Annotated in this window: 23 protein-coding genes, 1 tRNA gene and 1 pseudogene; all 25 read right to left on the reverse strand. The window is 37.9% G+C overall.

What is annotated here, in order from left to right; all coding sequences use genetic code 11:
• Positions 1 to 29 precede the first annotated feature (29 nt).
• Positions 30 to 968, reverse strand: coding sequence for a pullulanase-associated domain-containing protein (locus tag SMA_RS12145; protein WP_014294922.1), 939 nt, complete (start codon positions 966 to 968; stop codon positions 30 to 32).
• A gap of 232 nt (positions 969 to 1,200) precedes the next feature.
• The gene (hisE, locus tag SMA_RS07170) at positions 1,201 to 1,515 is read right to left on the reverse strand and encodes a phosphoribosyl-ATP diphosphatase (protein ID WP_014294923.1); all 315 of its coding nucleotides are present in this window, start codon (positions 1,513 to 1,515) and stop codon (positions 1,201 to 1,203) included.
• A 22-nt stretch (positions 1,516 to 1,537) separates the two neighbouring features.
• A complete protein-coding gene (gene hisI, locus SMA_RS07175; protein ID WP_009854557.1) occupies positions 1,538 to 1,858 on the reverse strand; it encodes a phosphoribosyl-AMP cyclohydrolase in 321 nt (106 codons plus the stop codon).
• The gene (gene hisF / locus SMA_RS07180; RefSeq protein ID WP_014294924.1) at positions 1,855 to 2,613 is read right to left on the reverse strand and encodes an imidazole glycerol phosphate synthase subunit HisF; all 759 of its coding nucleotides are present in this window, start codon (positions 2,611 to 2,613) and stop codon (positions 1,855 to 1,857) included. The genes hisI and hisF overlap by 4 nt, the downstream gene beginning before the upstream one ends.
• Positions 2,614 to 2,616: 3 nt before the next feature.
• Positions 2,617 to 3,336: a 1-(5-phosphoribosyl)-5-[(5-phosphoribosylamino)methylideneamino]imidazole-4-carboxamide isomerase gene (gene hisA, locus SMA_RS07185; protein WP_014294925.1), complete on the reverse strand. Its 720-nt coding sequence runs from the start codon at positions 3,334 to 3,336 to the stop codon at positions 2,617 to 2,619.
• Positions 3,337 to 3,387: 51 nt separating this feature from the next.
• Positions 3,388 to 3,996 (reverse strand): imidazole glycerol phosphate synthase subunit HisH, encoded by a 609-nt coding sequence (gene hisH / locus SMA_RS07190; RefSeq protein ID WP_014294926.1) that lies wholly within the window; start codon positions 3,994 to 3,996, stop codon positions 3,388 to 3,390.
• 70 nt (positions 3,997 to 4,066) lie between these two features.
• Positions 4,067 to 4,651, reverse strand: a complete 585-nt coding sequence (gene hisB, locus SMA_RS07195; RefSeq protein ID WP_014294927.1) for an imidazoleglycerol-phosphate dehydratase HisB — start codon at positions 4,649 to 4,651, stop codon at positions 4,067 to 4,069.
• A gap of 34 nt (positions 4,652 to 4,685) precedes the next feature.
• Positions 4,686 to 5,330 (reverse strand): phosphoserine phosphatase SerB, encoded by a 645-nt coding sequence (gene serB / locus SMA_RS07200; RefSeq protein WP_014294928.1) that lies wholly within the window; start codon positions 5,328 to 5,330, stop codon positions 4,686 to 4,688.
• Positions 5,323 to 6,600, reverse strand: a complete 1,278-nt coding sequence (hisD, locus tag SMA_RS07205; protein ID WP_014294929.1) for a histidinol dehydrogenase — start codon at positions 6,598 to 6,600, stop codon at positions 5,323 to 5,325. Before hisD ends, serB begins: the two co-directional genes overlap by 8 nt.
• Positions 6,597 to 7,244 (reverse strand): ATP phosphoribosyltransferase, encoded by a 648-nt coding sequence (gene hisG / locus SMA_RS07210; RefSeq protein WP_014294930.1) that lies wholly within the window; start codon positions 7,242 to 7,244, stop codon positions 6,597 to 6,599. The genes hisD and hisG overlap by 4 nt, the downstream gene beginning before the upstream one ends.
• The gene (locus SMA_RS07215) at positions 7,244 to 8,212 is read right to left on the reverse strand and encodes an ATP phosphoribosyltransferase regulatory subunit (protein ID WP_014294931.1); all 969 of its coding nucleotides are present in this window, start codon (positions 8,210 to 8,212) and stop codon (positions 7,244 to 7,246) included. Before SMA_RS07215 ends, hisG begins: the two co-directional genes overlap by 1 nt.
• A 26-nt stretch (positions 8,213 to 8,238) precedes the next feature.
• Positions 8,239 to 9,297: a histidinol-phosphate transaminase gene (gene hisC, locus SMA_RS07220; RefSeq protein WP_014294932.1), complete on the reverse strand. Its 1,059-nt coding sequence runs from the start codon at positions 9,295 to 9,297 to the stop codon at positions 8,239 to 8,241.
• 491 nt (positions 9,298 to 9,788) lie between these two features.
• Positions 9,789 to 9,944 carry a hypothetical protein gene (locus tag SMA_RS12150; protein WP_223246310.1) on the reverse strand — a complete coding sequence of 52 codons (156 nt, stop codon included), beginning with the start codon at positions 9,942 to 9,944 and terminating at the stop codon, positions 9,789 to 9,791.
• Positions 9,928 to 10,242, reverse strand: a complete 315-nt coding sequence (locus SMA_RS12155; RefSeq protein ID WP_230937589.1) for a phosphorylase family protein — start codon at positions 10,240 to 10,242, stop codon at positions 9,928 to 9,930. The genes SMA_RS12150 and SMA_RS12155 overlap by 17 nt, the downstream gene beginning before the upstream one ends.
• A 45-nt stretch (positions 10,243 to 10,287) precedes the next feature.
• Complete coding sequence (locus SMA_RS12160; protein ID WP_223246311.1) at positions 10,288 to 10,467, reverse strand: nucleoside phosphorylase-I family protein; 180 nt, start codon at positions 10,465 to 10,467, stop codon at positions 10,288 to 10,290.
• An 80-nt stretch (positions 10,468 to 10,547) separates the two neighbouring features.
• A complete protein-coding gene (gene ezrA, locus SMA_RS07230; protein WP_014294934.1) occupies positions 10,548 to 12,272 on the reverse strand; it encodes a septation ring formation regulator EzrA in 1,725 nt (574 codons plus the stop codon).
• Between the two features lie 105 nt (positions 12,273 to 12,377).
• Positions 12,378 to 14,330 carry a DNA topoisomerase (ATP-hydrolyzing) subunit B gene (gene gyrB / locus SMA_RS07235; protein WP_014294935.1) on the reverse strand — a complete coding sequence of 651 codons (1,953 nt, stop codon included), beginning with the start codon at positions 14,328 to 14,330 and terminating at the stop codon, positions 12,378 to 12,380.
• Positions 14,331 to 14,891, reverse strand: a complete 561-nt coding sequence (locus SMA_RS07240) for an HAD-IA family hydrolase (protein WP_014294936.1) — start codon at positions 14,889 to 14,891, stop codon at positions 14,331 to 14,333.
• Positions 14,892 to 14,992: 101 nt separating this feature from the next.
• Complete coding sequence (locus SMA_RS07245; RefSeq protein ID WP_014294937.1) at positions 14,993 to 16,204, reverse strand: FtsW/RodA/SpoVE family cell cycle protein; 1,212 nt, start codon at positions 16,202 to 16,204, stop codon at positions 14,993 to 14,995.
• A 283-nt stretch (positions 16,205 to 16,487) separates the two neighbouring features.
• A tRNA-Arg gene (locus SMA_RS07250) sits at positions 16,488 to 16,559 on the reverse strand.
• A gap of 57 nt (positions 16,560 to 16,616) precedes the next feature.
• Positions 16,617 to 16,964, reverse strand: coding sequence for a 50S ribosomal protein L19 (gene rplS, locus SMA_RS07255; protein ID WP_014294938.1), 348 nt, complete (start codon positions 16,962 to 16,964; stop codon positions 16,617 to 16,619).
• A 210-nt stretch (positions 16,965 to 17,174) separates the two neighbouring features.
• Positions 17,175 to 18,395 (reverse strand): chloride channel protein, encoded by a 1,221-nt coding sequence (locus SMA_RS07260; RefSeq protein ID WP_014294939.1) that lies wholly within the window; start codon positions 18,393 to 18,395, stop codon positions 17,175 to 17,177.
• Between the two features lie 13 nt (positions 18,396 to 18,408).
• The gene (locus SMA_RS07265) at positions 18,409 to 18,687 is read right to left on the reverse strand and encodes a chorismate mutase (protein ID WP_014294940.1); all 279 of its coding nucleotides are present in this window, start codon (positions 18,685 to 18,687) and stop codon (positions 18,409 to 18,411) included.
• A 40-nt stretch (positions 18,688 to 18,727) separates the two neighbouring features.
• Complete coding sequence (locus tag SMA_RS07270; RefSeq protein ID WP_014294941.1) at positions 18,728 to 19,420, reverse strand: VTT domain-containing protein; 693 nt, start codon at positions 19,418 to 19,420, stop codon at positions 18,728 to 18,730.
• Between the two features lie 97 nt (positions 19,421 to 19,517).
• Positions 19,518 to 20,902: pseudogene (sufB, locus tag SMA_RS07275) on the reverse strand (Fe-S cluster assembly protein SufB).
• Positions 20,903 to 21,064: the final 162 nt, after the last annotated feature.

Below are 21,064 nucleotides of genomic sequence, written 5' to 3' on the forward strand. Positions count from 1 at the left end.
TTAACGTCTTGAGATAAAGGCGTTATATTCTAGTCAGAATCGCTGATTTTCTCACCATTTTTTAAGAGAAGGTAGTCAATCTCACCATGGCTAGCAGTCTGTTTGACATCAATGTAGTAGCCAAAATCATTTTTTTGATTTTCTGAAAAAGCCATTGCGGCTGCTGGCCAATTATTCCCGTCAGACGGTTCAGCAACAGCACCCCAAGTCCATAAACTATACTGACTAAAATTGTCATCAGTCACTTCTTGAAAATGCACTCGAATGGTATCTTCTGCAATGGCAGGTGCCGTATTCTCAGCAGTTTCTGGTGTGGCGTTAAGAAGTGTAACCTCGCTAGTTTGTGTAGTGTTTTCAGCAGTTGCATCCGTTGCTAACTGGTCAAGGCTAGTAGTGTCATTACTCGCCTCTTGAACATTAACTTCTGCTACGTTTTCAGTTGTGACTACTTCCTCAACAGCTTGGTCAACATCAGTTTCAGCCGCAACAGTTTGAGTATTAACTTCTGCTACGTTTTCAGTTGTGACTACTTCCTCAACAGCTTGGTCAACATCAGTTTCAGCCGCAGCAGTTTGAGTATTAACTTCTGCTACGTTTTCAGTTGTGACTACTTCCTCAACAGCTTGGTCAACATCAGTTTCAGCCGCAGCAGTTTGAGTATTAACTTCGCTAACTATTGATTCAGTTTTTTCAACTTCAATTTGCGTATCAACCTCAGTTTGTGTGTCAGCCAAGGTATCAATCTCACTTTGTGCGACATCAATAGCTTGCTCTGCTATTTCCGATTGATTTGTTACCAATTCTGTTGCCGTTTCAGCGCTGATTTGGTCAGCAGAGACGCTATTTGCTAAACTGGCACTCCAAAAAAGAGCCGTCGCAATAGTAACAGAAGCAACGCCAACTTTTAGCTTACGAATTCCAAAAAACTGCCGTTTTTCAAGAAAAGAAAGCCGACTTATCTTTTTCATACAGAACCTCCGTATCTTTCAACATAATGATTTTTTATGCTTTCAGTATAGTAAAAATTTTTTAATTACGCAAGCGTTTTCGTAAATATTTTTTATATTTATTCAAAACTTCAAAAATAAATAATATATAATTTGCGTTGTATTAAGTGCAATCGATTGCTTAGAAAAATACAAAAAAACCGAGCATGGCTCAGCTTCTTTGGTTATATCGTTAAACATGCAAATGCAGTGCTTAATAATTAGTAATTTCTGGTCGGTCGTGGACATTACTTTTCTTACCTTGGCGTGCTTTTAAAACAGCATCTACATCTTCAATACTAACGCCAGTTTCGACCAACATTACTGCCAAATGGTACAGAACATCTGCTATTTCATTAGCGATTTCATCTTTGTCTGCATTTTTGGCTGCAATAACAACTTCTGTCGCTTCTTCCCCAACCTTTTTAAGAATTTTATCCAATCCTTTATCAAAAAGGTAATTGGTATAAGAGCCTTCCTTTGGATTTTCTTTACGGTCTATTGCTTCTTTATATAATGTTTCTAGCATGTCTTTTTATCCTTTTCTATCATCACAAAATATCATTGAAAAAACAGCTGTAAGCGCCCGTATGACAAGCAGCGCCCTCTTGCTTAACAGCAACCAATAAGGTATCACAGTCGCAATCCGTTTTGATTGATTTGACGTATTGATAATGACCGCTGGTTGCCCCTTTATGCCAGATTTCTTGACGTGAGCGGCTCCAGTAGTGCATTTGTTTGGTTTCCAATGTTAAGTGATACGCTTCTTCGTTCATGTAGGCTAACATCAGTACTTGTCCTGTTTGGTAATCCGTCACAATCACAGGAACAAGACCATCTTGTTTCGCAAAATCAAGTTTTATTTCACTCATTGTCTCACCTCAATTCCTGCAGCAGCCATGGCAGCTTTGGTGTCAGCAATTGAAACTTCGCCAAAGTGGAAAATGGAAGCGGCAAGCGCACCTGTTGCAGTTGTTTTTTCAAAAACGTCAACCATATGGTCAATATTTCCTGCACCACCAGACGCAATGATTGGGACATTAACCACATCAGTGACAGCATTTAGCATATCCAAATCAAATCCTGACTTCGTGCCGTCTTTATCCATACTGGTTAGTAAAATCTCACCTGCACCAAGGCTGACAACAGTCTTTGCCCATTCAGTCAAATCAATGCCAGTATCCTTGCGCCCACCTGCCACATAAACATGCCAAGTGCCATCAGCTTCTTTATGAGCATCAATAGCCAATACCACACATTGATTGCCAAATTTTTCAGCGCAATCTTTGATGAGTTGAGGATTGGCTACTGCGGAAGAATTAACTGCGACCTTGTCCGCACCCGCTTTGAGCATTTTATTCATGTCCTCAATCGAGCGAATGCCACCGCCAACTGTAAAAGGAATGAATACTTGGTCAGCCACACGCTTCACCATTTCCACAGTTGTGTCACGTTTTTCATGTGTTGCGGTAATGTCCAAGAACACCAATTCATCACACCCAGCTTCATAATAAGCACGCGCCGCATCAACAGGATCACCAACATCTGTTAAATTAACAAAATTAACCCCCTTAACCACGCGCCCATCTTTAACATCAAGACAAGGAATAATGCGTTTTTTCAGCATAAGCTATCCTCCAAAAGCTTTCAATTCGTCAAGGCTAATATTGCCGTTGTAATAAGCTTTACCAACGATTGTCCCAGCAACACCAATTTCTTGCAATTTCACCAAATCATTCTTCTCAGCAATGCCACCAGAAGCAATAACTTTAGCCGTCGTTAACTCAGCCACCAAACGTTCATAATGTTCAAAATTTGGTCCTATTAGCGTGCCATCACGGTCAACATCTGTATAGACAAATAAGGTCACCCCCATTTTCTCCATGGCTTTAGCTAAGCTGATATAGTCAACGTTACTCGTTTTTAGCCAACCCTCAGTTGCCACAAAACCATTTTTAGCATCAATACCAACCACAATTTTATCACTACCAAATTTATCTAAAGCTGCCTTGACAAAATCTGGATTTTTCACTGCCATAGATCCGATAATCACACGGTCAATACCAACTGCTAGGTAATCTTCAATTTGCTCAAGGGTACGAATACCGCCACCAACTTCGACAACAAGCCCTGATTTTTGCTTCAGCTTGGCAATTAAATCGCGATTCGTTGCTCGCCCATCAAGCGCTCCGTCCAAATCAACAACGTGAATAAATTCAATACCAGCTTGCGCAAAGATTTTTGCTTGTCCAAGCACATCTGGATTAACAACCGTTTTTTGGTTGAAATCACCTTTAAAAAGACGAACTGCCTGTCCTTCTTTAATATCAATCGCTGGAAGAATCTGCATATAAACTCCTTTTCTTTATAAAACGCTACTCTAAGCAACTTAAAATCATTCTTAGTCACCACAAAGGGAAATAAATTTTTCAAGAATTCCTAAACCGACGTCACCTGATTTTTCAGGGTGGAATTGCGCTCCGTAAACATTATCTTTGTGAATCATGGCTGGTACTTCAATACCATAATCAGCAGTCACATCAATGTATTCTTTCGGAACATCTGTAAAATAGCTATGCACAAAATAAACGGATTTGCCAGCAAGCCCTGCTGTTAACGGACTATCTTGTTTCACTGTCAAATCATTCCATCCCATATGCGGAACAGGCATAGTCTTAGTTGCTTGAATTTCACGACAAACACCTGGGATAAAGCCAAGTCCTTGTGTTTCTTGGTGTTCCAAGCCAATCTCTGTCAAGACCTGCATTCCTAAACAAATGCCCAGTAACGGCGTTCCCTTAGCTACTGCTTCCTTGATAGCAGAAACCAAGCCACGCTGTTGTAACTCAGCCATGGCAGCAGGATAAGCACCAACCCCTGGCAAAATCAGACCGTCCGCAGCTAAAATCTTGTCTCGATTACTAGACAATTCAGCCTGAACACCGATTTTCTGTAAAGCTCTTAACACATTAGCAGTATTACCTGCATCATAATCAATCACAATTATCATATCTCAGCTCTCAAGCCTTCCACACACTACTAAATGAGACGTGTCACGGCTGATTTCCTTTTTCTGTATTTTAAAGCAATCCTTTTGTTGAATTAACACCATAGATTTCAGGGTTAATGGTAATCGCTTCGCGAAGAGCACGACCAGTTGCCTTAAAAAGACTTTCTGATTTATGGTGATTATTTTTTCCGTGTAAAATCTTCAAATGCAAATTCATTTGAACATTAAATGCCAAGGCTTGGAAAAATTCTTCAACCAATTCTGTATCAAAATTGCCAAGTTTTGGATTATCAAACTCACAATCAAAAACAAGGTAGCTACGCCCTGATAGATCAAGACTTGCCATACCAAGCGTTTCATCCATGGGAACAAAAGCTGTACCATAACGATTGATGCCAGCCTTATCACCAAGGGCTTTTTTCAAAACTTGTCCTAAAACAATTCCCACATCTTCAACCGTATGGTGACTATCAACATGCAAATCACCATCTGCTTTTACCACAAGAGAAATACGGCTATGTCTTGCAAAAAGGGTCAACATATGGTCAAAAAAACCAACACCAGTATCAATCTCTACTGGTTCTTGAGCATCTAAATTAAGGCTCAACTTAATCTTTGTTTCAAAGGTATTACGTTCAATCTCTGCTTGTCTCATAAAATATCCTTTTCTTTCTGTGCAAGTAACGTCACTAGTTTTTACCATCTAAAATATCAATGACTTTGTACAAATCTGCTTCATTGATTTGGTAAGGCGCTTCTTTTCGTACAACTGGCTTAGCACAAAAAGCGATACCAATACCAGCTGTTTTTATCATTGGTAAATCATTAGCACCATCTCCCATAGCAATGGTTTGACTTAATTCTAAGCTATTTTCAGCTGCCCACTCAATCAAGCTAGCTTTCTTGACGTCTTTAGTGACGACCTCGCCAAGAACCTTGCCTGTCAAAACACCGTCTTTAACTTCTAAGCGGTTAGCCTTGACATAATCAAGTCCGATACGTTTTGCCAACACATCAACCGTTTCATGGAAACCACCTGACACGACAGCCACTTTATAACCACGACGATGCAATTCTGCCACTAATTTTTCAGCACCATTTGTAAAATGCATGCGCGCAAGCACCTTATCAAAAATGCTTTCTGGCAACCCCTTCAATAAACCGACACGTTCATCTAACGCTTGTTTAAAATCAAGTTCACCATTCATGGCACGCGCAGTAATGTCAGCAATCTTCTCACCAACACCCGCTTCTTCACCCAATAAATCAATTCCTTCTTCTTGAATGAGGGTAGAGTCCACATCCATTACCAATAATCCATTTACCCTAGTCATGACGCACCTCAATAGCTCTAGCATGAGCTTGTAATCCTTCAGCATAAGCAAGTGTTGTAATATCGTGACTAGCTGCATTCACAGCAATTTTTGAATATTGCATATACTGGATACGTTTGACAAAATCATGCACACCTAGCGCTGATGAGAAACGGCTTGTGCTAGTTGTTGGCAAAATATGATTTGCCCCTGCGTAATAATCACCGATTGGTTCACTCGTGAAATGCCCAAGGAAAACAGAACCCGCATTTTCAATCGTATCAAGATAATCATAAGCATTATCCATAGCAATTTCCAAATGTTCTGGCGCCACTTGGTTCATCAATTCAAACATTGCCTCAACAGAATCTGAAATGATGATACGACCATTATTTTCAACAGAAGCACGCGCAATTTCTTCACGTGGCAAGGTTTTAAGTTGTTCTTCGATTTCCTTTTCAACCGCATCCGCTAACGCTGCTGAATTTGTCACCAAAATCGCACGCGCACGCACATCATGTTCAGCTTGTGAGAGCAAATCTGCTGCAACATATTTTGGATTGGCTGTGTCATCTGCGATCACACCAATTTCAGACGGACCTGCAATCATATCAATACCAACAATACCGTAAACAAGTTTTTTAGCTGTCGCAACAAAAATATTTCCTGGTCCAGTAATCTTATCAACACTAGGAATCGTTTCTGTACCATATGCCAAAGCAGCAACACCTTGAGCCCCACCAACTTGATAAATCTTATCAACACCAGCTAACGAAGCAGCCACCAAAATCGCAGGTTCGAAATGCGCTTGTGGCGGTGTAATCATGATAATTTCTTTAACACCAGCAATCTTAGCTGGAATGACATTCATCAAAACAGATGACGGATAAGCAGCAGTTCCACCTGGGACATAAACCCCAACACGCTCAATCGAACGAATCAATTGCCCACGAACAATGCCTTCAGTTGGTTGGTCCTGAAATCCTTTTTCCAACTGTTGCTTGTGATAACTTTCAATATTCGCTTTGGCATTTTTGAGAGCTTCCAAAACCTCGGCATCAATTTCCTCAAACGCTTGGTCAACCAACTCCTTGCCAACTTCAAAATTATCAAGCGTAATCTTGTCAAATTTTTCTGAATAGGCTTTAAGTGCTTTATCACCATTTTCTTTGACATCTTCTAAAATTTGACGAACTGCATCATCAACATCAAGATTTTCTTTACTTAATTCTAATTGTTCTTGGTAGAGAATTTTTGAAATTTCTTCTGTCGTTCCTGTTAAACGTTTCATTTAAAAGCTACCTCCTCATTTCCAACGATACTTTCCAATTTTTGGATAAATGGCATGATTTCAGAATTATTTTTCAAAGCCGCTTTGTTCACAATCAATCGTGCTGAAATGCGACAAATATCTTCATAAACTTTAAGACCGTTAGCAACTAGCGTATTTCCAGTCTCAACAATATCAACAATAGCGTCCGCTAAACCAATAACAGGAGCAATCTCAACACTTCCTTGAATTGAAATGATTTCGACATCTTCTCCTTTTTTATTAAAATAATCGGTCGCAATGGTTGGGTATTTTGTGGCAATTCGTTTTCGTTTATGGTCATGTGGGTCATAAGAATCCGTTGAAGCTACTGAGAATTTACATAAACCAAAATTCAAATCAAGCATTTCAAGATAGCCTGTTGGGTGCTCAATCAACAAGTCCTTTCCAACCACACCAAGGTCAGCCACACCATGGCGCACATACGTTGTCACATCAGGTGCCTTGACGAGCAAAAAACGGAATTTTTTATCTGGGCTTTTAAAAATAAGATTACGTCCCTTATTTTCCATAAACGTCATATCAAAACCCGCTTTTTCCAGAAGTTTCACCGTATCTTTTTCAATACGTCCTTTGGTTAAAGCAATCGTAATTTGATTTTCCATTAGGCACCTCCTTCTAAATTATCAAGTACAGCTTGGTAAACAGCATCAACATCTACTGCCCAACCGACCGCAGTCAATTTTTTAGCCCCAAAACGTTCAAAAAGTTTATCGTAACGCCCACCTGAGGCAAAAGCGTCTGGCACCTTATCTCCAAAGACTTTGAACATCACGCCAGTATAATACGGCATTGTCGGAATTTGTGCCAAATCAATGTTGCTCTTTGGTAACATTTCAGATACTTGATTAAGCAAGTTTTCCAAATCTGTCAAAGCAGCCAAAATCGCTTGATTCTTGACAAGTTCACGCGTACTTTCTAAAACTTGATGACTTTCTCCAAAAAGATAAGGCAAATTTTTCAAAAACTCATCAAATTCACTCGGATATTTTTTGGTAAATTCATTTAACTGAGTGATATTTTTATCTTTAATCGCTTGTGCCAAAGTTTCTTCAACTGCTTGTGACAAAGCCAAAGTTTCAAAAATGGTTTGTAAAATCGCAGCATGTGAAAATTCAAATTGATAAGACGGGATATCCGCTCTATCAAGGGCTTTCTTGGCTGATTGGATTGCCTCAAAAACAGCTTCCTTAGCTGGAAAACCAACAATCTCAACACCAGCTTGCGTGTGCTCATTCATCAAACCACGCATTTCTTCGTTGTATTTGAAAACCTTGCCCGAATAGGAGAATTTAATCGGCGTTTCAACTTGCGTCGATGCAATGACACGTCCAATCTGACTGGTAATATCAGGACGAAGCGTCAGCAATTCAGCACTTTTATCAAAGAAATTGTAATTATTTTTCGTAATCGTATCACTAAAGACTTCAAAATGTTCCAAGGTCGGTGTTTCAATTCGATTGAATCCCTGACTCATCAAGAAATCACTGATATCACGTTCTATTTTGTAGGTAACACGCGCACGTTTGAATAACTTATCATGCATTCCCACAGGTAACGTTGTTTTTTTCATCTTGTCAACTCCTAACATCATTAAAATTAGGCTTTCTGATATTCTTTAATCTCTTCAATCACTTGTTCCATTTCAGCCTGCGTTCCGATTGAAATTCGCAAATGATTTTTGATACGTTCAACTTTCGGAAAATAACGAACATAGATATTCTTAGCTTGCAAATAATCAAATAAATTCGCTGCATCATTTTGAGGACATTCCGCTAAGACAAAGTTGGTCTTTGATTCTAAAACTGAAAAGTCAAGGTCTCGTAATTCCTTAGTAAACCAATCTCTTGTCGCTATAATTTTTTGACACGTATTTTCGTAATAACCCCATGATTCAACAGCCGCCACAGCTAATTTCTCAGCAATTAAATCAACATTGTAAGGATTGACCGAATTTTTAACGGCATTAATAACCGACATTAATTTTGTACTTCCCATACCATAGCCAACTCGCAAACCAGCAAGCGAAGCATCTTTTGAAAATGTTCGTGTAATAAAGACATTGTCATATTTTTTGAGCAATGGCAGAGCTGTTTCACCACCAAAGTTAATATATGCTTCGTCAATAATAACCACCACATCTTGATTAGCCTTGATAATCGCCTCAATAGCCTCTAAAGATTTGTAAATGCCAGTCGGTGCATTTGGATTCGTCAGAACAACACCACCATTATCAGCAATATAATCATTACCATCAATCTCAAAATCGCTAGTTAACGGCACTTCATGGTAATTAATGCGGTACAAATCAGCCCAGACTTTGTAAAAAGCATAAGTCAAATCAGGAAATAGAACAGGCTCATCACTATTAAAAAATGCAAGAAATGCCATAGACAAAACATCATCTGATCCATTACCAACAATGATTTGACTTGGATCAAGACCATGTTGCTTAGCAAGCACAACACGTAGTGATTCTTGGTCCAAAGTTGAATACTTCCGCAATTGATGAATCTCAAAATGTGAAAAGACTTCTGCTACTTTTGGACTTGGTCCATAAGCATTTTCATTTGTATTCAATTTTATTAAATTTTCACCGCTTGGCTGGCTACCAGCTACATAAGGTTCAATATCTATCAATCCTTTAATAGTTGTCATAATAACGCCCTTTCTATTTCTGATATTCAAAAAACGCCCTCGCAAAAAAATGCAAGGACGTTAAAACGTGGTTCCACCTCTGATTCAACAGCCAGTCGCCTAGACTGTTCTCATGAAGTACATGACTTCTGCTCCGTAACGTGGAACCACCCGTCGTGCACTACTGTCAGCTCTATCAGCTGAGTTCGCACACGCGCTCAAGAATGTGTCGCCCAAGGATTGCACGCTTTTCTCACCACCAAGCACTCTCTGTCTGTTGTCTCAGGCTTTTTCTATCAACACTTTTATATTTAAAAATATTCTACAAGAAAATTCTGAAAATAGCAAGCTTAAAATCAAGATTTTTATATTTATACAAAAAAATAAACCAAATTTAGCTGATTTAGGTTGAAAAAGTCTTTTTTTGATGCTTCTTTTAAGTTCCTCAATTTGCATTTTTAAGCTCAAACTTGCTTTAAGCCGTTGGCTAATTTCAAAGAATCTCTGATTAATTATAGTTCTTTCAGAATATCGTCTAAAATTTCTAGACAAATATCTGCAGCTTTTTCAATAGATGAACGAAATTCTGCCGCACCACCCATTATACTGTCCAAAACCGTTTTAAGGATAAGATTTGGAATGTTATTCTGGTCACAAATCAAGACCAATTGCTGCACCTTCCATATCACAAATATCAGCCTTAAAGTCATGATTTAAGGCACGTTTCTTTGTCTCATCAGCAATAAATTTATCACCAGAAGCGCAGATAACTGGACGAATAAAAGGGTAATGATTTTTTACCAACTGCACATACTTCTTCGTTGTTGGCAAATAGATATCCTGATATTCCAAATAACGCCCAACTTCGCAATGGTCAGCGGCTGAGGTATCCATATCATAATGGATCACCTTCTCAACTAAACAAATATTGGTTACCTTTAATTCTTCCGTCAGAGCACCGACCACACCATAATTAACAATTAAATCGACATCAAAAAGGCTAATTAATAATTACGTACAGGCCGCAGCTCTGATTTCTCCTGCACCTGACTGTGTAATATATAAAATTTCATCATCAAATGTAACCGAATAAACTTTAAACCCTCTGACATCTCCTCTTTTGAGCTTATCAGCATATTTTCGCATGACAGACTGTATTTCAACAGCCACTACCATACCAATCTTTTTCATTATCACTCCTCATTTTAGTTATCAAAAAAGGTTTGGCAATTTTTCCAAACCTTTATATTGTATCAGTTAACACAGTCATTTTAAAAACGAATTTGTTCACGTGTTTTTTCGTACGATGATACGAAACGATCTGTTACACCTGGTTCAACCGTTTCAAGTGCATATGAAATTTCATCAAATGATGCTTGATAGTCATTATCAACTTCAAATAATTTCAAAGCGTGTTCAAAACTACTTTGTACACTTGGTTCAAAACTACGATAACGATTTGAGTATTGCAACAATTGTTCTGTCAATGTCGCATTTTGAATCACTTTATAAGTTGCATTTTCAAGATTTGTAATAGCTGATGTCGCAACATCTGTTAAACGAGACACAGCTTCAATATCAATACGCCCACGACTAAGTTCATCAATTAACACTTCCAATTGTGAACTTGTTGTGAAGAATGCGCTCAAGAAATCTTGTGGAATACCTGGTAAATTACGTTTTTCCATATAACGTTTAATCGTATGCAAACGATTAATATATTGTTCCAAGCTTTGACGAGCAACCGTCTCAATTTCTTCAATATTCTTAACTTGTTCAAAGACTTCCATTTGCCCCTCTTCGACAGCAGCCAATGTTTTTAAGGTTCTGTCAAAAATCACTTGTAATTCAGAGAATGGCTTGTCTTGTGTCTCAAAAGCAACAACGATTGGCAATACTTCTGTTTCAATCTCTTCCAAGTTTTTAGTAAATGAACGAAGGCTAAGACTTTCACTATCATTCAAGATGTACTTGTGAGATAGACGCTTAATTTCATGAGCAAGTTGTTCATTATTTGCCTTAGCATGAGCCAAATAGTCAGGAATAATCTTGCTATCTTTAAGCGCAGCCTTATGAGCAGCAATTTCGCGTTCAAACAATTCATACAATGAATCAATTTTCTCTTGAATGTGTTCATTTTCATCACGGGCACGGTCCAAATCCAATGTAACAAGTTCAGAAGCATTGGCACGAATAGAATCACGAATTTCTTGGAAACGTGTTTCAATATTCTTTTCAGCAAAATGATAATTTTGTTCAAGCAAACGGCGATAACCTTGCTCTAAATCATCAAGTTGGTCTGGGAAATCATCTTCTAATTTTGCAACAATCGCTGGAATTTGTTCTGAAATTTGACCAAGTGCGATAGTGTGTTCTTCTGCACGGTCAAGCACTTCAGACGCTTCAACAGGATCACCAGTTGAGTTAAGCGTTACAAATTGAGAAAATTCAGCTTCTATGTTTTTTAATTGTTTTTTAATCTCAGACATTGTAGAGCCAAAATTGTCCTCTTTTTCTGAGATAGAAGCTTTTAATGTTTCGTACAAATCCAAAGCGTGTTTAACACGAGCACTATTTTTTTCTTCTTGTTCTTTCAAGACAGAAAGTGCCTCACGAATCGAATTAATGTCTTCTTCAACTAAATTTAATTGGCTTTCGATATTATCAATTTCGTGTTTTGCTCTGATGAATTTAAAACTATCATTTAGATTTTCAGCTTCAAAAATATGATTTTCAATATCCGAAAAAGAATTTAAAGAAAGGTCAACCCATTTTTGATTCCATTCACGAAATGTTGTCTGACTTTGCCCGATAAGGTGAAGATTTTTAACAGCCTCGATTTCTTCATTAACAGGTAAACCAAATAATGATTGTTTTCTTTCTTCCAAGCTTGCAATCAATGAATCATTTCGCTTGCGCACAATAACGCCAACTAGGTAAGCAACAATTACTAATAAAACTATTGCTACAAGCAGTAATATAATTCCGCTCGACATTTAAAACTCCTTATAAATTGTCTTTTTATCGTAAAAAATAGCTATAACATTACGATTATAACATACTTAGAGATTGTATGCAGTAATTTTTTGTCAATATTCTTATTAAATATCAAGCGTACTGTAAACCGCATTTTCTTCGATGAACTCACGACGCGGTTCTACCCTATCTCCCATAAGCATATCAAAAATCTTATCTGCTTCAGCGGCATCATCAACAGAAACTCTCGCCATTAAGCGATTCTCTGGATCCATTGTTGTTTCCCAAAGCTGGTGATCGTCCATTTCTCCAAGTCCTTTGTAACGTTGAACCGTTGGTTTTGAACGTCCAACACTATGACGTGCCATAGCTTCTTGCAATTCAATTTCTTGATTAGCACCTGGTTGAATGTACTCTTTAATTTCACTACCAACTTTAACACCATAAATTGGTGGTTGAGCAATGTAAACATACCCTGCTTCCAAAACAGGACGCATGAAGCGGTAAATCAGCGTTAACAACAGGGTACGAATATGGGCTCCGTCAACATCGGCATCAGTCATAATAATAAGCTTATGATAACGCGCTTTTGAGACATCAAATTCAGCACCAAAACCTGTTCCCATAGCTGTAAATAGACTACGAATTTCTTCGTTAGCAAGAATTTTATCCATGCTAGCTTTTTCAACGTTCAAGATTTTACCACGAATTGGTAAGATTGCTTGGTGCTCACGGTCACGTCCTGATTTAGCAGAACCACCCGCAGAGTCCCCTTCGACGATAAACAGTTCATTCATAGTTGCATCATTTGAAGAACAGTCAGCCAATTTACCAGGAAGATTTGAAATTTCCAGTCCTGATTTTTTACGTGTTACCTCGCGTGCACGTTTAGCAGCGATACGAGCTTTAGATGCTAGAATACCTTTTTCAACGATTTTCTTAGCAATCTGCGGATTTTCTAATAAGAAACGGCTGAAAGCCTCACTAAACAAACGATTCGTAATTTTAACAACTTCGGAATTTCCAAGTTTTGTTTTCGTTTGTCCCTCAAATTGAGGATTTGGGTGTTTAACAGAAATAACTGCCGTCAACCCTTCACGAACATCCTCACCAGTTAAATTGTCATCTTTTTCTTTTAGCAATTTATTCTGACGAGCATAGTCATTAATCACACGTGTTAGAGCTGTACGGAAACCTTGTTCGTGCGTACCACCTTCATGCGTGTGAATGTTATTGGCAAAACTCATCACTGTTTCATGATAACTAGTTGTATATTGCATGGCTACTTCAACAGAGATACCGTCTAATTCACCATCAGTATAGATTGGATTTTCAAAAATAACTTCTTTATTTTCGTTGATAAATTCAACGTAGCTTGAAATACCACCTTCATAATGGTAATGTTTTTCTTGCTCAATTCCTTCACGTTTATCAGTAATTGAAATACGCAAGCCACGGTTCAAAAAGGCTAATTCTTGGATACGTTTGGCTAATTTATCAAAATCAAAAACCGTTGTTTCTGTGAAAATCTCTGGGTCTGGAGTAAAATGAACAGTCGTTCCATGACGGTCAGTATCACCAATAACAGCTAAATCACTAACAACGTGTCCACGACGGTACTCTTGATAGTAAATTTTACCGTTACGGTGAACAGAGACATCTAATTGTGTTGAAAGTGCGTTAACAACAGATGATCCTACACCGTGCAAACCACCTGAAACCTTGTAGCCGCCACCGCCGAATTTACCTCCAGCGTGTAAAACCGTAAAGACTGTTTCAACGGCGGGACGACCTGTTTTTTCTTGAATATCAACAGGAATACCACGCCCGTCATCGACAACTGTAATCGAATCATCTTTTTCAATAAAAACTTCAATATGAGTCGCAAAACCAGCTAATGCTTCATCGATAGAGTTATCGACAATTTCCCATACCAAATGGTGCAAGCCTTCTTTGGACGTTGAACCAATGTACATACCTGGACGCATTCGAACAGCCTCAAGCCCTTCTAAGACTTGAATCTGACTGGCGTCATACTCTTTCGCTAATTCTGCTAAATTTTTATTTTCTTCCGTCATTTACTTCACTATCTCCATTAAGGATTTTTTTCCATCAACTAATAACGTGTCAAAGCCAGCAGATTGACCTGCCTTCCTATCAATTTCACGATCTCCAATTACCAGTGCTTCTTTAATGTCATATTTTTCTTTCAAATACAACATCGATTCTGGACTTGGTTTACGAGAAAAGCCATTTTCTGAAGTGACTACTTCCGTAAAATAAGACAACAAATTAGTTTTTTCTAAGATATCAAGGACTTGTTTGTTCCGATGCGATACTAAAAAATTTCGCCCACCACTTGCAACAATTGCCTGCAAAACGTTATGCGCTCCTGCAAATAAAACTGGCGTTTTCAAATATTCAGCTTCCAATTTTTTGTACGCCTTTAAAAATTGAGGTTCTTTTGGGATAAATTGTGCAATAGCAGCATCCGTGGACTCTTTTAGTTTATTATAAACCTCATCATGTGAGGCAGATTGTCCAAATTCCGCTAAAGTTTTCACGAAAGCTTGAGCAGACATTTCATAATTATCAAGCAACGTTCCACCCAAATCCCAGACATAATCATGGTAATTCATACACCTTATTATATCATATTTTTAAGTTTTTTTATAGTCTATACTGTATCAATTTACAGGTTAATATATAAGAAAAAAGTCGAGCTAACACTCAACTTTTACTAATAACGGTCACTTCTTTTAAAATGTTCTGTAATTTCTTGTTCACGGTGTAGGTTGTTTTGATAACTCATTGATAAAATCAGACCGACACAAATCAAATTGGTAATCAACGATGAGCCACCTTGTGAGATAAATGGCAAAGGAATACCTGTTAATGGCAAAATACCAATTGCTGCTCCGATATTTTCAAAAATATGGAACAAAATCATCATGATGAAACCAGTTGAAATGTAAGTATAGAAACGGTTATTTGATTCAAAAGTTACACGAATCATACGATAAATCAACAAAAGATACAATCCCATGACAACAGCACTACCAATAAAACCAAAATCTTCAGCAATAACGGTAAAAATCATATCACTCTCACGAACTGGCACTGATAAATCAACAACATTGAACCCTTTACCAGTAAGACCACCACTACCAATAGAAATCATTCCTTGTGTTTGTTGGTAGGCAATCGTTTTAGCATATGAAAATGGGTCTAGCCAAGCTGAAATACGATTAATTTGGTAAGTATCCATTCCCAAACCATAAAGGAATTCTTTCCCATTTGGCAAAAGGAAAATTAACATGAAACCACCAACTGCAAGAGCAACGATAATAACAACTGGAAGGATAATCCACCACGAAATCCCTGATAATAAAATCAAACCAGCTAAGATCGCTGAGAAAACCATTGCTGTTCCTAAGTCTTTTTGAAGCCCTAGTAGCACCATCACAGGTAAGGTAATAAGTGCAAAAATTCCAAGGAGTTTCCAGTCATTTTTCAAAGAATCTTCCTTGAACTTTTGGCGAAACCAAATGGAACATCTGGCAAGCATCAAAATATAGGACACTTTCATAAATTCCGAGGGCTGAAATAACGTTACCGAACCGATTGAAACCCAGTTTTTCGCGCCTGTTGACTCAACCAACTCTGGACTATAAAAGATGAGCGGTAGCACCATTAATATCAATCCAAGACCGTATAGGAACGGCGTTATTTTCCATAAAAATTCAGTGCTAAATAGCATGACAACAAACGCCACACCACACCCTAAAAGTATCCAAATCACTTGTTGTGTCATCACTTTTGCAATCGTGCTTGGGTAATCATTTATGGTTGCGATATAGATTGCCCCCAAGCCAATTAACAAAAGGAAAAAGACAGGTAAAATTACAGAATAATCAATCCGACTATCAATAGAATATTTTTTTCTCGCCATTGTACTTCCTTCGTTTCTGATCAAAAATAATTATATCATTTTTTAATTAAAATTGAGGAAAAAAGCTTGTGAAAATAAAATAAATTTTCAGCAAAAACTAAAAAGCTATTCTTTCCATTTTCAATAAATTATCAACTGATTTTTGTAGGAAAGATTTGAGAAAAAACAAGATGAAGTTTTTGAATTTGTTCAAAGCATTACCTAGTTTTCGGGCTGATTCGAGCCATCTTGTTTTAGGACACAACAAAAGCCTTGATATCAAGGCTTTTTTAGCTATGTTCTATCTCCCCTGCCGGAATCGAACCAGCAACTACTCCTTAGGAGGGAGTTGTTATATCCATTGAACTAAGGGGAGCTATGAAAAAATCTGTCACAAGGACAGATTTTTATCGTCGAATAGTTATCGTCAAAATTAACGACGGATTTCTTTAATACGAGCAGCTTTACCTTGTAATGCACGCAAGTAGTAAAGTTTAGCACGACGTACTTTACCATGACGAACAACTTCGATTTTTTCTACGCGTGGAGTGTGAAGTGGGAATGTACGTTCAACACCGATACCACTTGAAATTTTACGAACTGTGTACATTTCTGAGATCCCTTGACCTTTACGTGAAATAACCACACCTTCGAAAACTTGGACACGTTCGCGGCTTCCTTCAACAACTTTTGCGTAAACACGAACAGTATCACCAGGGTGGAATGTAGGGATGTCAGTACGTAATTGACTTTCAGTCAAACTTTGGATTAATGGATTCATTATTTTTTCTCCTATCTTACTAATCATTAGGTGCTTGTCCCAGCGGATTAGCCGTATTTTTGTGTGTCCATTACACACTCTTCATATTTTAACAAAAAACATTGGTGGTGTAAAGCCATATCTCACAACTTTTTTGATGAATTTTTAATAAAAAATACTTAATTTTAAAATCAGAGTTTAGTCATCACCAAGATTCTGCTGATAAATCATTTAAAATGTCAGAACTTCTTGTCCGCCGTAGATAGAATGTTTTCGATTAACGATGTAAGCAAAAATCATGACCAAAACAAAATATGGCAAATTAACAAAGCCAAATACTTCACCACCAATAAAAATAGGGGCTATAAGTGTATTGGTTGCACTACCGAATACGCTGATATAACCAGCTGCAGCGACAAATTCAACAGGCAAGCCAAAAAGATTTGCCAAAACAACTCCAAGAGATGCACCAATCGCAAAGAGTGGTGTCACTTCGCCACCTTGAAAACCGATAGCCAAAGTTGCTACCGTTAAAAGCAATTTGAGCAACCAATCGTAGAGATAAATTTCTTTGCCTGCGAAGCTTGCTTCAATCAAATTTGTTCCCAAACCTGAATAACGTCCATGATAGCATATCAAAAAAATCAGACTTAATAAGATACCACCAAATAGGATACGGTAATAAGGATTATCCATGACATCTTTAGACTTTTCTTTAGCAATAGCCAACAATTTTGCAAAAAGATTTCCAACTAAGCCAAAAATAATGCCTAGTACAGCTAATTTGCAAAAAGTCATCACATCAAGTGTCAAATCTGCACTCACTAGGTGAGAAAATTTTTCCAATCCCAATGAGTGTGAAGTCGCACTTGCTACAAAAGAAGCGACAGTCATCGGAAGCAGAGCCTGTAATTGCAGTTTGCCAAGCACCAGAATCTCTAAAGCAAAGAAAACCGCTGCTATCGGCGTTTGAAAAAGCCCTGCAAAACCAGCTGCCATACCAGTAACCAGAAAAAGACGTGAGCTATTTTCAAAATCAAAGAAACGGCTAAAACCATGAGCAATCGCCGCCCCTAGTTGAACCGCTACGCCTTCTCGTCCAGCACTACCTCCAAAAAGGTGTGTTAACCATGTTGCCAAAGTGACTAGAGGAACCAAAATAAGCGGAATTTCCTTTTCTTGGCTTTGACCAACTGCAAAAACTAAGCCCATTCCTTTGCTTGCTCGCTCATCTGCCTTTTGATAAAGAAAAACAATTAAAAGCCCAATAATTCCTAAAAATGGGATAAGATAGTTGAAATGTTCTGTTCGAAAATTGCTAAGAAAAAGTAACACGCGACCAAATACAGTATCAACAAAACCAACCAAAAGCCCAATAACAATGCTAACTAACACTAATTTTAGCAAGAGCAGATAAGAATAATCTTCATTGTCATTCAGTTTCTTTATCATCTTCTCGCACCTCTCAATCTAAATCATTATCGAGTTGTTTTGCTTGGTAGTCACGTGAATTTTTCATGATATCTGCAAATGTGTTAACAATCGTTTGTTCAAACGCTCTATCTTCGACACGACTTGCTGCCTTTTGAAGCACTGCGTCTTCACGGCTAGTATCTAAAATAGGTTTTCCTGTAGCTTTCTTGTAAGCAACAACTTGATTAACTAACTGCAGGCGTTTTTCCAATAAAGCGACCAACTCCTGATCAACGTGATCAATTTCCTGACGGATAGTATCTAAATTCATCAATAAGATGCCCTTTCTAAACTAATAGCTCATTTTTATATTATGCTTTCTTTTTACCTCTTCGCTTCAAATAAGTAGCGACTAAATAAACAACAGCAACAATAACCAAAAGCACTATGATACGTTTAAGATTACCTGCAACAACCGCATCACCACCAAGCGCATAAACGAAACTGCTCGGAGCCACTCCAATGGTTATATAGAGAAGCCATTTACGCCAAGAAAGCTTGGTTTCAGCGACATGATAATTGACAAGAATCGTTGGCACAATCGGTATCATATAGCCTAAAATAATTCCAAAATCTGTATTTTCAAGTGCATCATTGCCAGCAAATCGATTTTTCAATCTTTTCTCACTATCTGTGATGTCAATCATTTTAAGAATCTTGATAAAAACAAAATTCCCCAAAATATTGCTAAAAACGTTCATCAAAAATCCGATACCAGGACCATAAACAACGCCGTTAAATATTGCAAAGATAGCATTAGACATAAATGGAATGGCAGCCGTAACCGCCGTTAACAAAATTAAAATAACAAAATTGAGGAGTGTTTTTGAGCGCAATTGCGACAGAATAACTTTCATTCCAGCTTGAGAACGTGATTGCAAAAAAGTGACAATAATGTCCCAATGCCCGATCACATAAATCACAAAATAGCTAACTACCGCAATAACACCAATCGTTATTAAAATCTTGCGTAGGTCATCGTACCCGTACTTAAATTTTTTCATACCGCTACCATTATAAAGAAAACTTTTTCACTTGACAAGATGAGTGTAGAAGGCTTTTTGAACATGTTAGCTAAAATGATTAAGGCATCTTATTTGATTAACCAACTGAACCTTCCATGCTCATGGTAATCAGACTGTTTAATTCAACAGCGTATTCCATTGGCAATTCTTTCGTAATTGGCTCCATAAAGCCGTTGATAATCATTGCTGTTGCTTCTTCTTCTGAAATACCTCGGCTTATCATGTAGTACAACTGGTCCTCAGATACTTTGGAAACTTTAGCTTCATGTTCCAAAGCCACATTTGAATTGTGAATTTCATTGAATGGAATTGTATCTGAACTTGATAAATCATCCATGAGAATCGTATCACATTCAATGTAGGATTTTGAGCCACCACTATTTTTGCCAAAATAAACAGAACCACGATAGTCTGTCTTACCACCGTCTTTGGCAACTGATTTAGAAATCAAGGTTGAAGAAGTATGTGGAGCATTGTGATATATCTTACAACCCGCATCCAGATGTTGTCCATAATTTGCAAATGCCATAGATAGAACTGATGTTCGGGCGTGTGGTCCATTTAAGATAGAACATGGGTATTTCATGTTAACCTTACTTCCGAGGTTACCGTCAATCCATTCTAACATACCGTTTTCTTCAACTGTTCCACGTTCAGTAACAAGATTATAGACATTGTCAGACCAGTTTTAAATGGTTGTGTAGCGAAAACTTGCATCACGTTTAACGATAATTTCAACCGTTGCCGCATGCAGACTATTGGTTGTGTAATTTGGCGCAGTACAGCCTTCGATGTATTGAATAGAAGCACCTTCATCTACGATAATCAAACTACGTTCAAATTGCCCAGCGTTTTCACCCTTAATGCGGAAATAGGTTTGAACAGGAATTTCACATTGCACGCCCTTAGGAACGTAAATAAAGGTTCCACCTGACCAAACAGCACCGTTTAAAGCAGCGAATTTATGCTCGCTATTAGAGACGATTTTCCCAAAATATTTTTTGAAAAGGTCAGGGTATTCTTGCAAGGCTGTGTCTGTATCTGTAAAGATAATGCCTTGCTTTTTGAATTCATCTTTCATATTGTGGTAAACCACTTCAGATTCATACTGTGCTACTGCACCTGACAAAAATTGGCGTTCCGCCTCTGGAATTCCAAGACGTTCAAAGGTTTGCTTGATTTTGTCAGGAACATCATCCCAGTTATTGGCACGACGGTCGGATAACTTTTGAAAATAAATGACATCATCAAAATCAATTCCAGAAAGGTCCGGACCCTAATCAGTCATTGGGAGTTTATGGAATAGCTCCAAACTGTTTAAGCGATACTCGAGCATCCAATCAGGCTCATTTTCACCTTTGATATATTGCGTACGATTTCCTCTGTCAACCCCTTACCTGTGGAATAGGTCGGATTGACATCATCGTGAAAACCGTAATCGTATTCTCTATTTTTTGCCATATAAAACCTCATTTCTAAACAAGACTTCGTCCTTATATGACCAACTAAAACTTTCTTTATCAGTCAAAGTCTGCAAAGAGAGAAAATTACTTAAATTGCTGCAAAACGCTTCAAAATTCAGTAATATCAAAGCCTTGCTATTTTAATTATTATACCTTCTTT

Origin of the sequence: Streptococcus macedonicus ACA-DC 198 (assembly GCA_000283635.1) — a bacterium.
In the GTDB taxonomy this organism is placed as follows: domain Bacteria; phylum Bacillota; class Bacilli; order Lactobacillales; family Streptococcaceae; genus Streptococcus; species Streptococcus macedonicus.

Coding starts and splice junctions, on each gene's coding strand:
- SMA_RS12145 (WP_014294922.1), bottom strand. CDS start 968: ATGAAAAAGATAAGTCGGCTTTCTTTTCTTGAAAAACGGCAGTTTTTT.
- hisE (WP_014294923.1), bottom strand. CDS start 1,515: ATGCTAGAAACATTATATAAAGAAGCAATAGACCGTAAAGAAAATCCA.
- hisI (WP_009854557.1), bottom strand. CDS start 1,858: ATGAGTGAAATAAAACTTGATTTTGCGAAACAAGATGGTCTTGTTCCT.
- hisF (WP_014294924.1), bottom strand. CDS start 2,613: ATGCTGAAAAAACGCATTATTCCTTGTCTTGATGTTAAAGATGGGCGC.
- hisA (WP_014294925.1), bottom strand. CDS start 3,336: ATGCAGATTCTTCCAGCGATTGATATTAAAGAAGGACAGGCAGTTCGT.
- hisH (WP_014294926.1), bottom strand. CDS start 3,996: ATGATAATTGTGATTGATTATGATGCAGGTAATACTGCTAATGTGTTA.
- hisB (WP_014294927.1), bottom strand. CDS start 4,651: ATGAGACAAGCAGAGATTGAACGTAATACCTTTGAAACAAAGATTAAG.
- serB (WP_014294928.1), bottom strand. CDS start 5,330: ATGACTAGGGTAAATGGATTATTGGTAATGGATGTGGACTCTACCCTC.
- hisD (WP_014294929.1), bottom strand. CDS start 6,600: ATGAAACGTTTAACAGGAACGACAGAAGAAATTTCAAAAATTCTCTAC.
- hisG (WP_014294930.1), bottom strand. CDS start 7,244: ATGGAAAATCAAATTACGATTGCTTTAACCAAAGGACGTATTGAAAAA.
- SMA_RS07215 (WP_014294931.1), bottom strand. CDS start 8,212: ATGAAAAAAACAACGTTACCTGTGGGAATGCATGATAAGTTATTCAAA.
- hisC (WP_014294932.1), bottom strand. CDS start 9,297: ATGACAACTATTAAAGGATTGATAGATATTGAACCTTATGTAGCTGGT.
- SMA_RS12160 (WP_223246311.1), bottom strand. CDS start 10,467: ATGAAAAAGATTGGTATGGTAGTGGCTGTTGAAATACAGTCTGTCATG.
- ezrA (WP_014294934.1), bottom strand. CDS start 12,272: ATGTCGAGCGGAATTATATTACTGCTTGTAGCAATAGTTTTATTAGTA.
- gyrB (WP_014294935.1), bottom strand. CDS start 14,330: ATGACGGAAGAAAATAAAAATTTAGCAGAATTAGCGAAAGAGTATGAC.
- SMA_RS07240 (WP_014294936.1), bottom strand. CDS start 14,891: ATGAATTACCATGATTATGTCTGGGATTTGGGTGGAACGTTGCTTGAT.
- SMA_RS07245 (WP_014294937.1), bottom strand. CDS start 16,204: ATGGCGAGAAAAAAATATTCTATTGATAGTCGGATTGATTATTCTGTA.
- rplS (WP_014294938.1), bottom strand. CDS start 16,964: ATGAATCCATTAATCCAAAGTTTGACTGAAAGTCAATTACGTACTGAC.
- SMA_RS07260 (WP_014294939.1), bottom strand. CDS start 18,395: ATGATAAAGAAACTGAATGACAATGAAGATTATTCTTATCTGCTCTTG.
- SMA_RS07265 (WP_014294940.1), bottom strand. CDS start 18,687: ATGAATTTAGATACTATCCGTCAGGAAATTGATCACGTTGATCAGGAG.
- SMA_RS07270 (WP_014294941.1), bottom strand. CDS start 19,420: ATGAAAAAATTTAAGTACGGGTACGATGACCTACGCAAGATTTTAATA.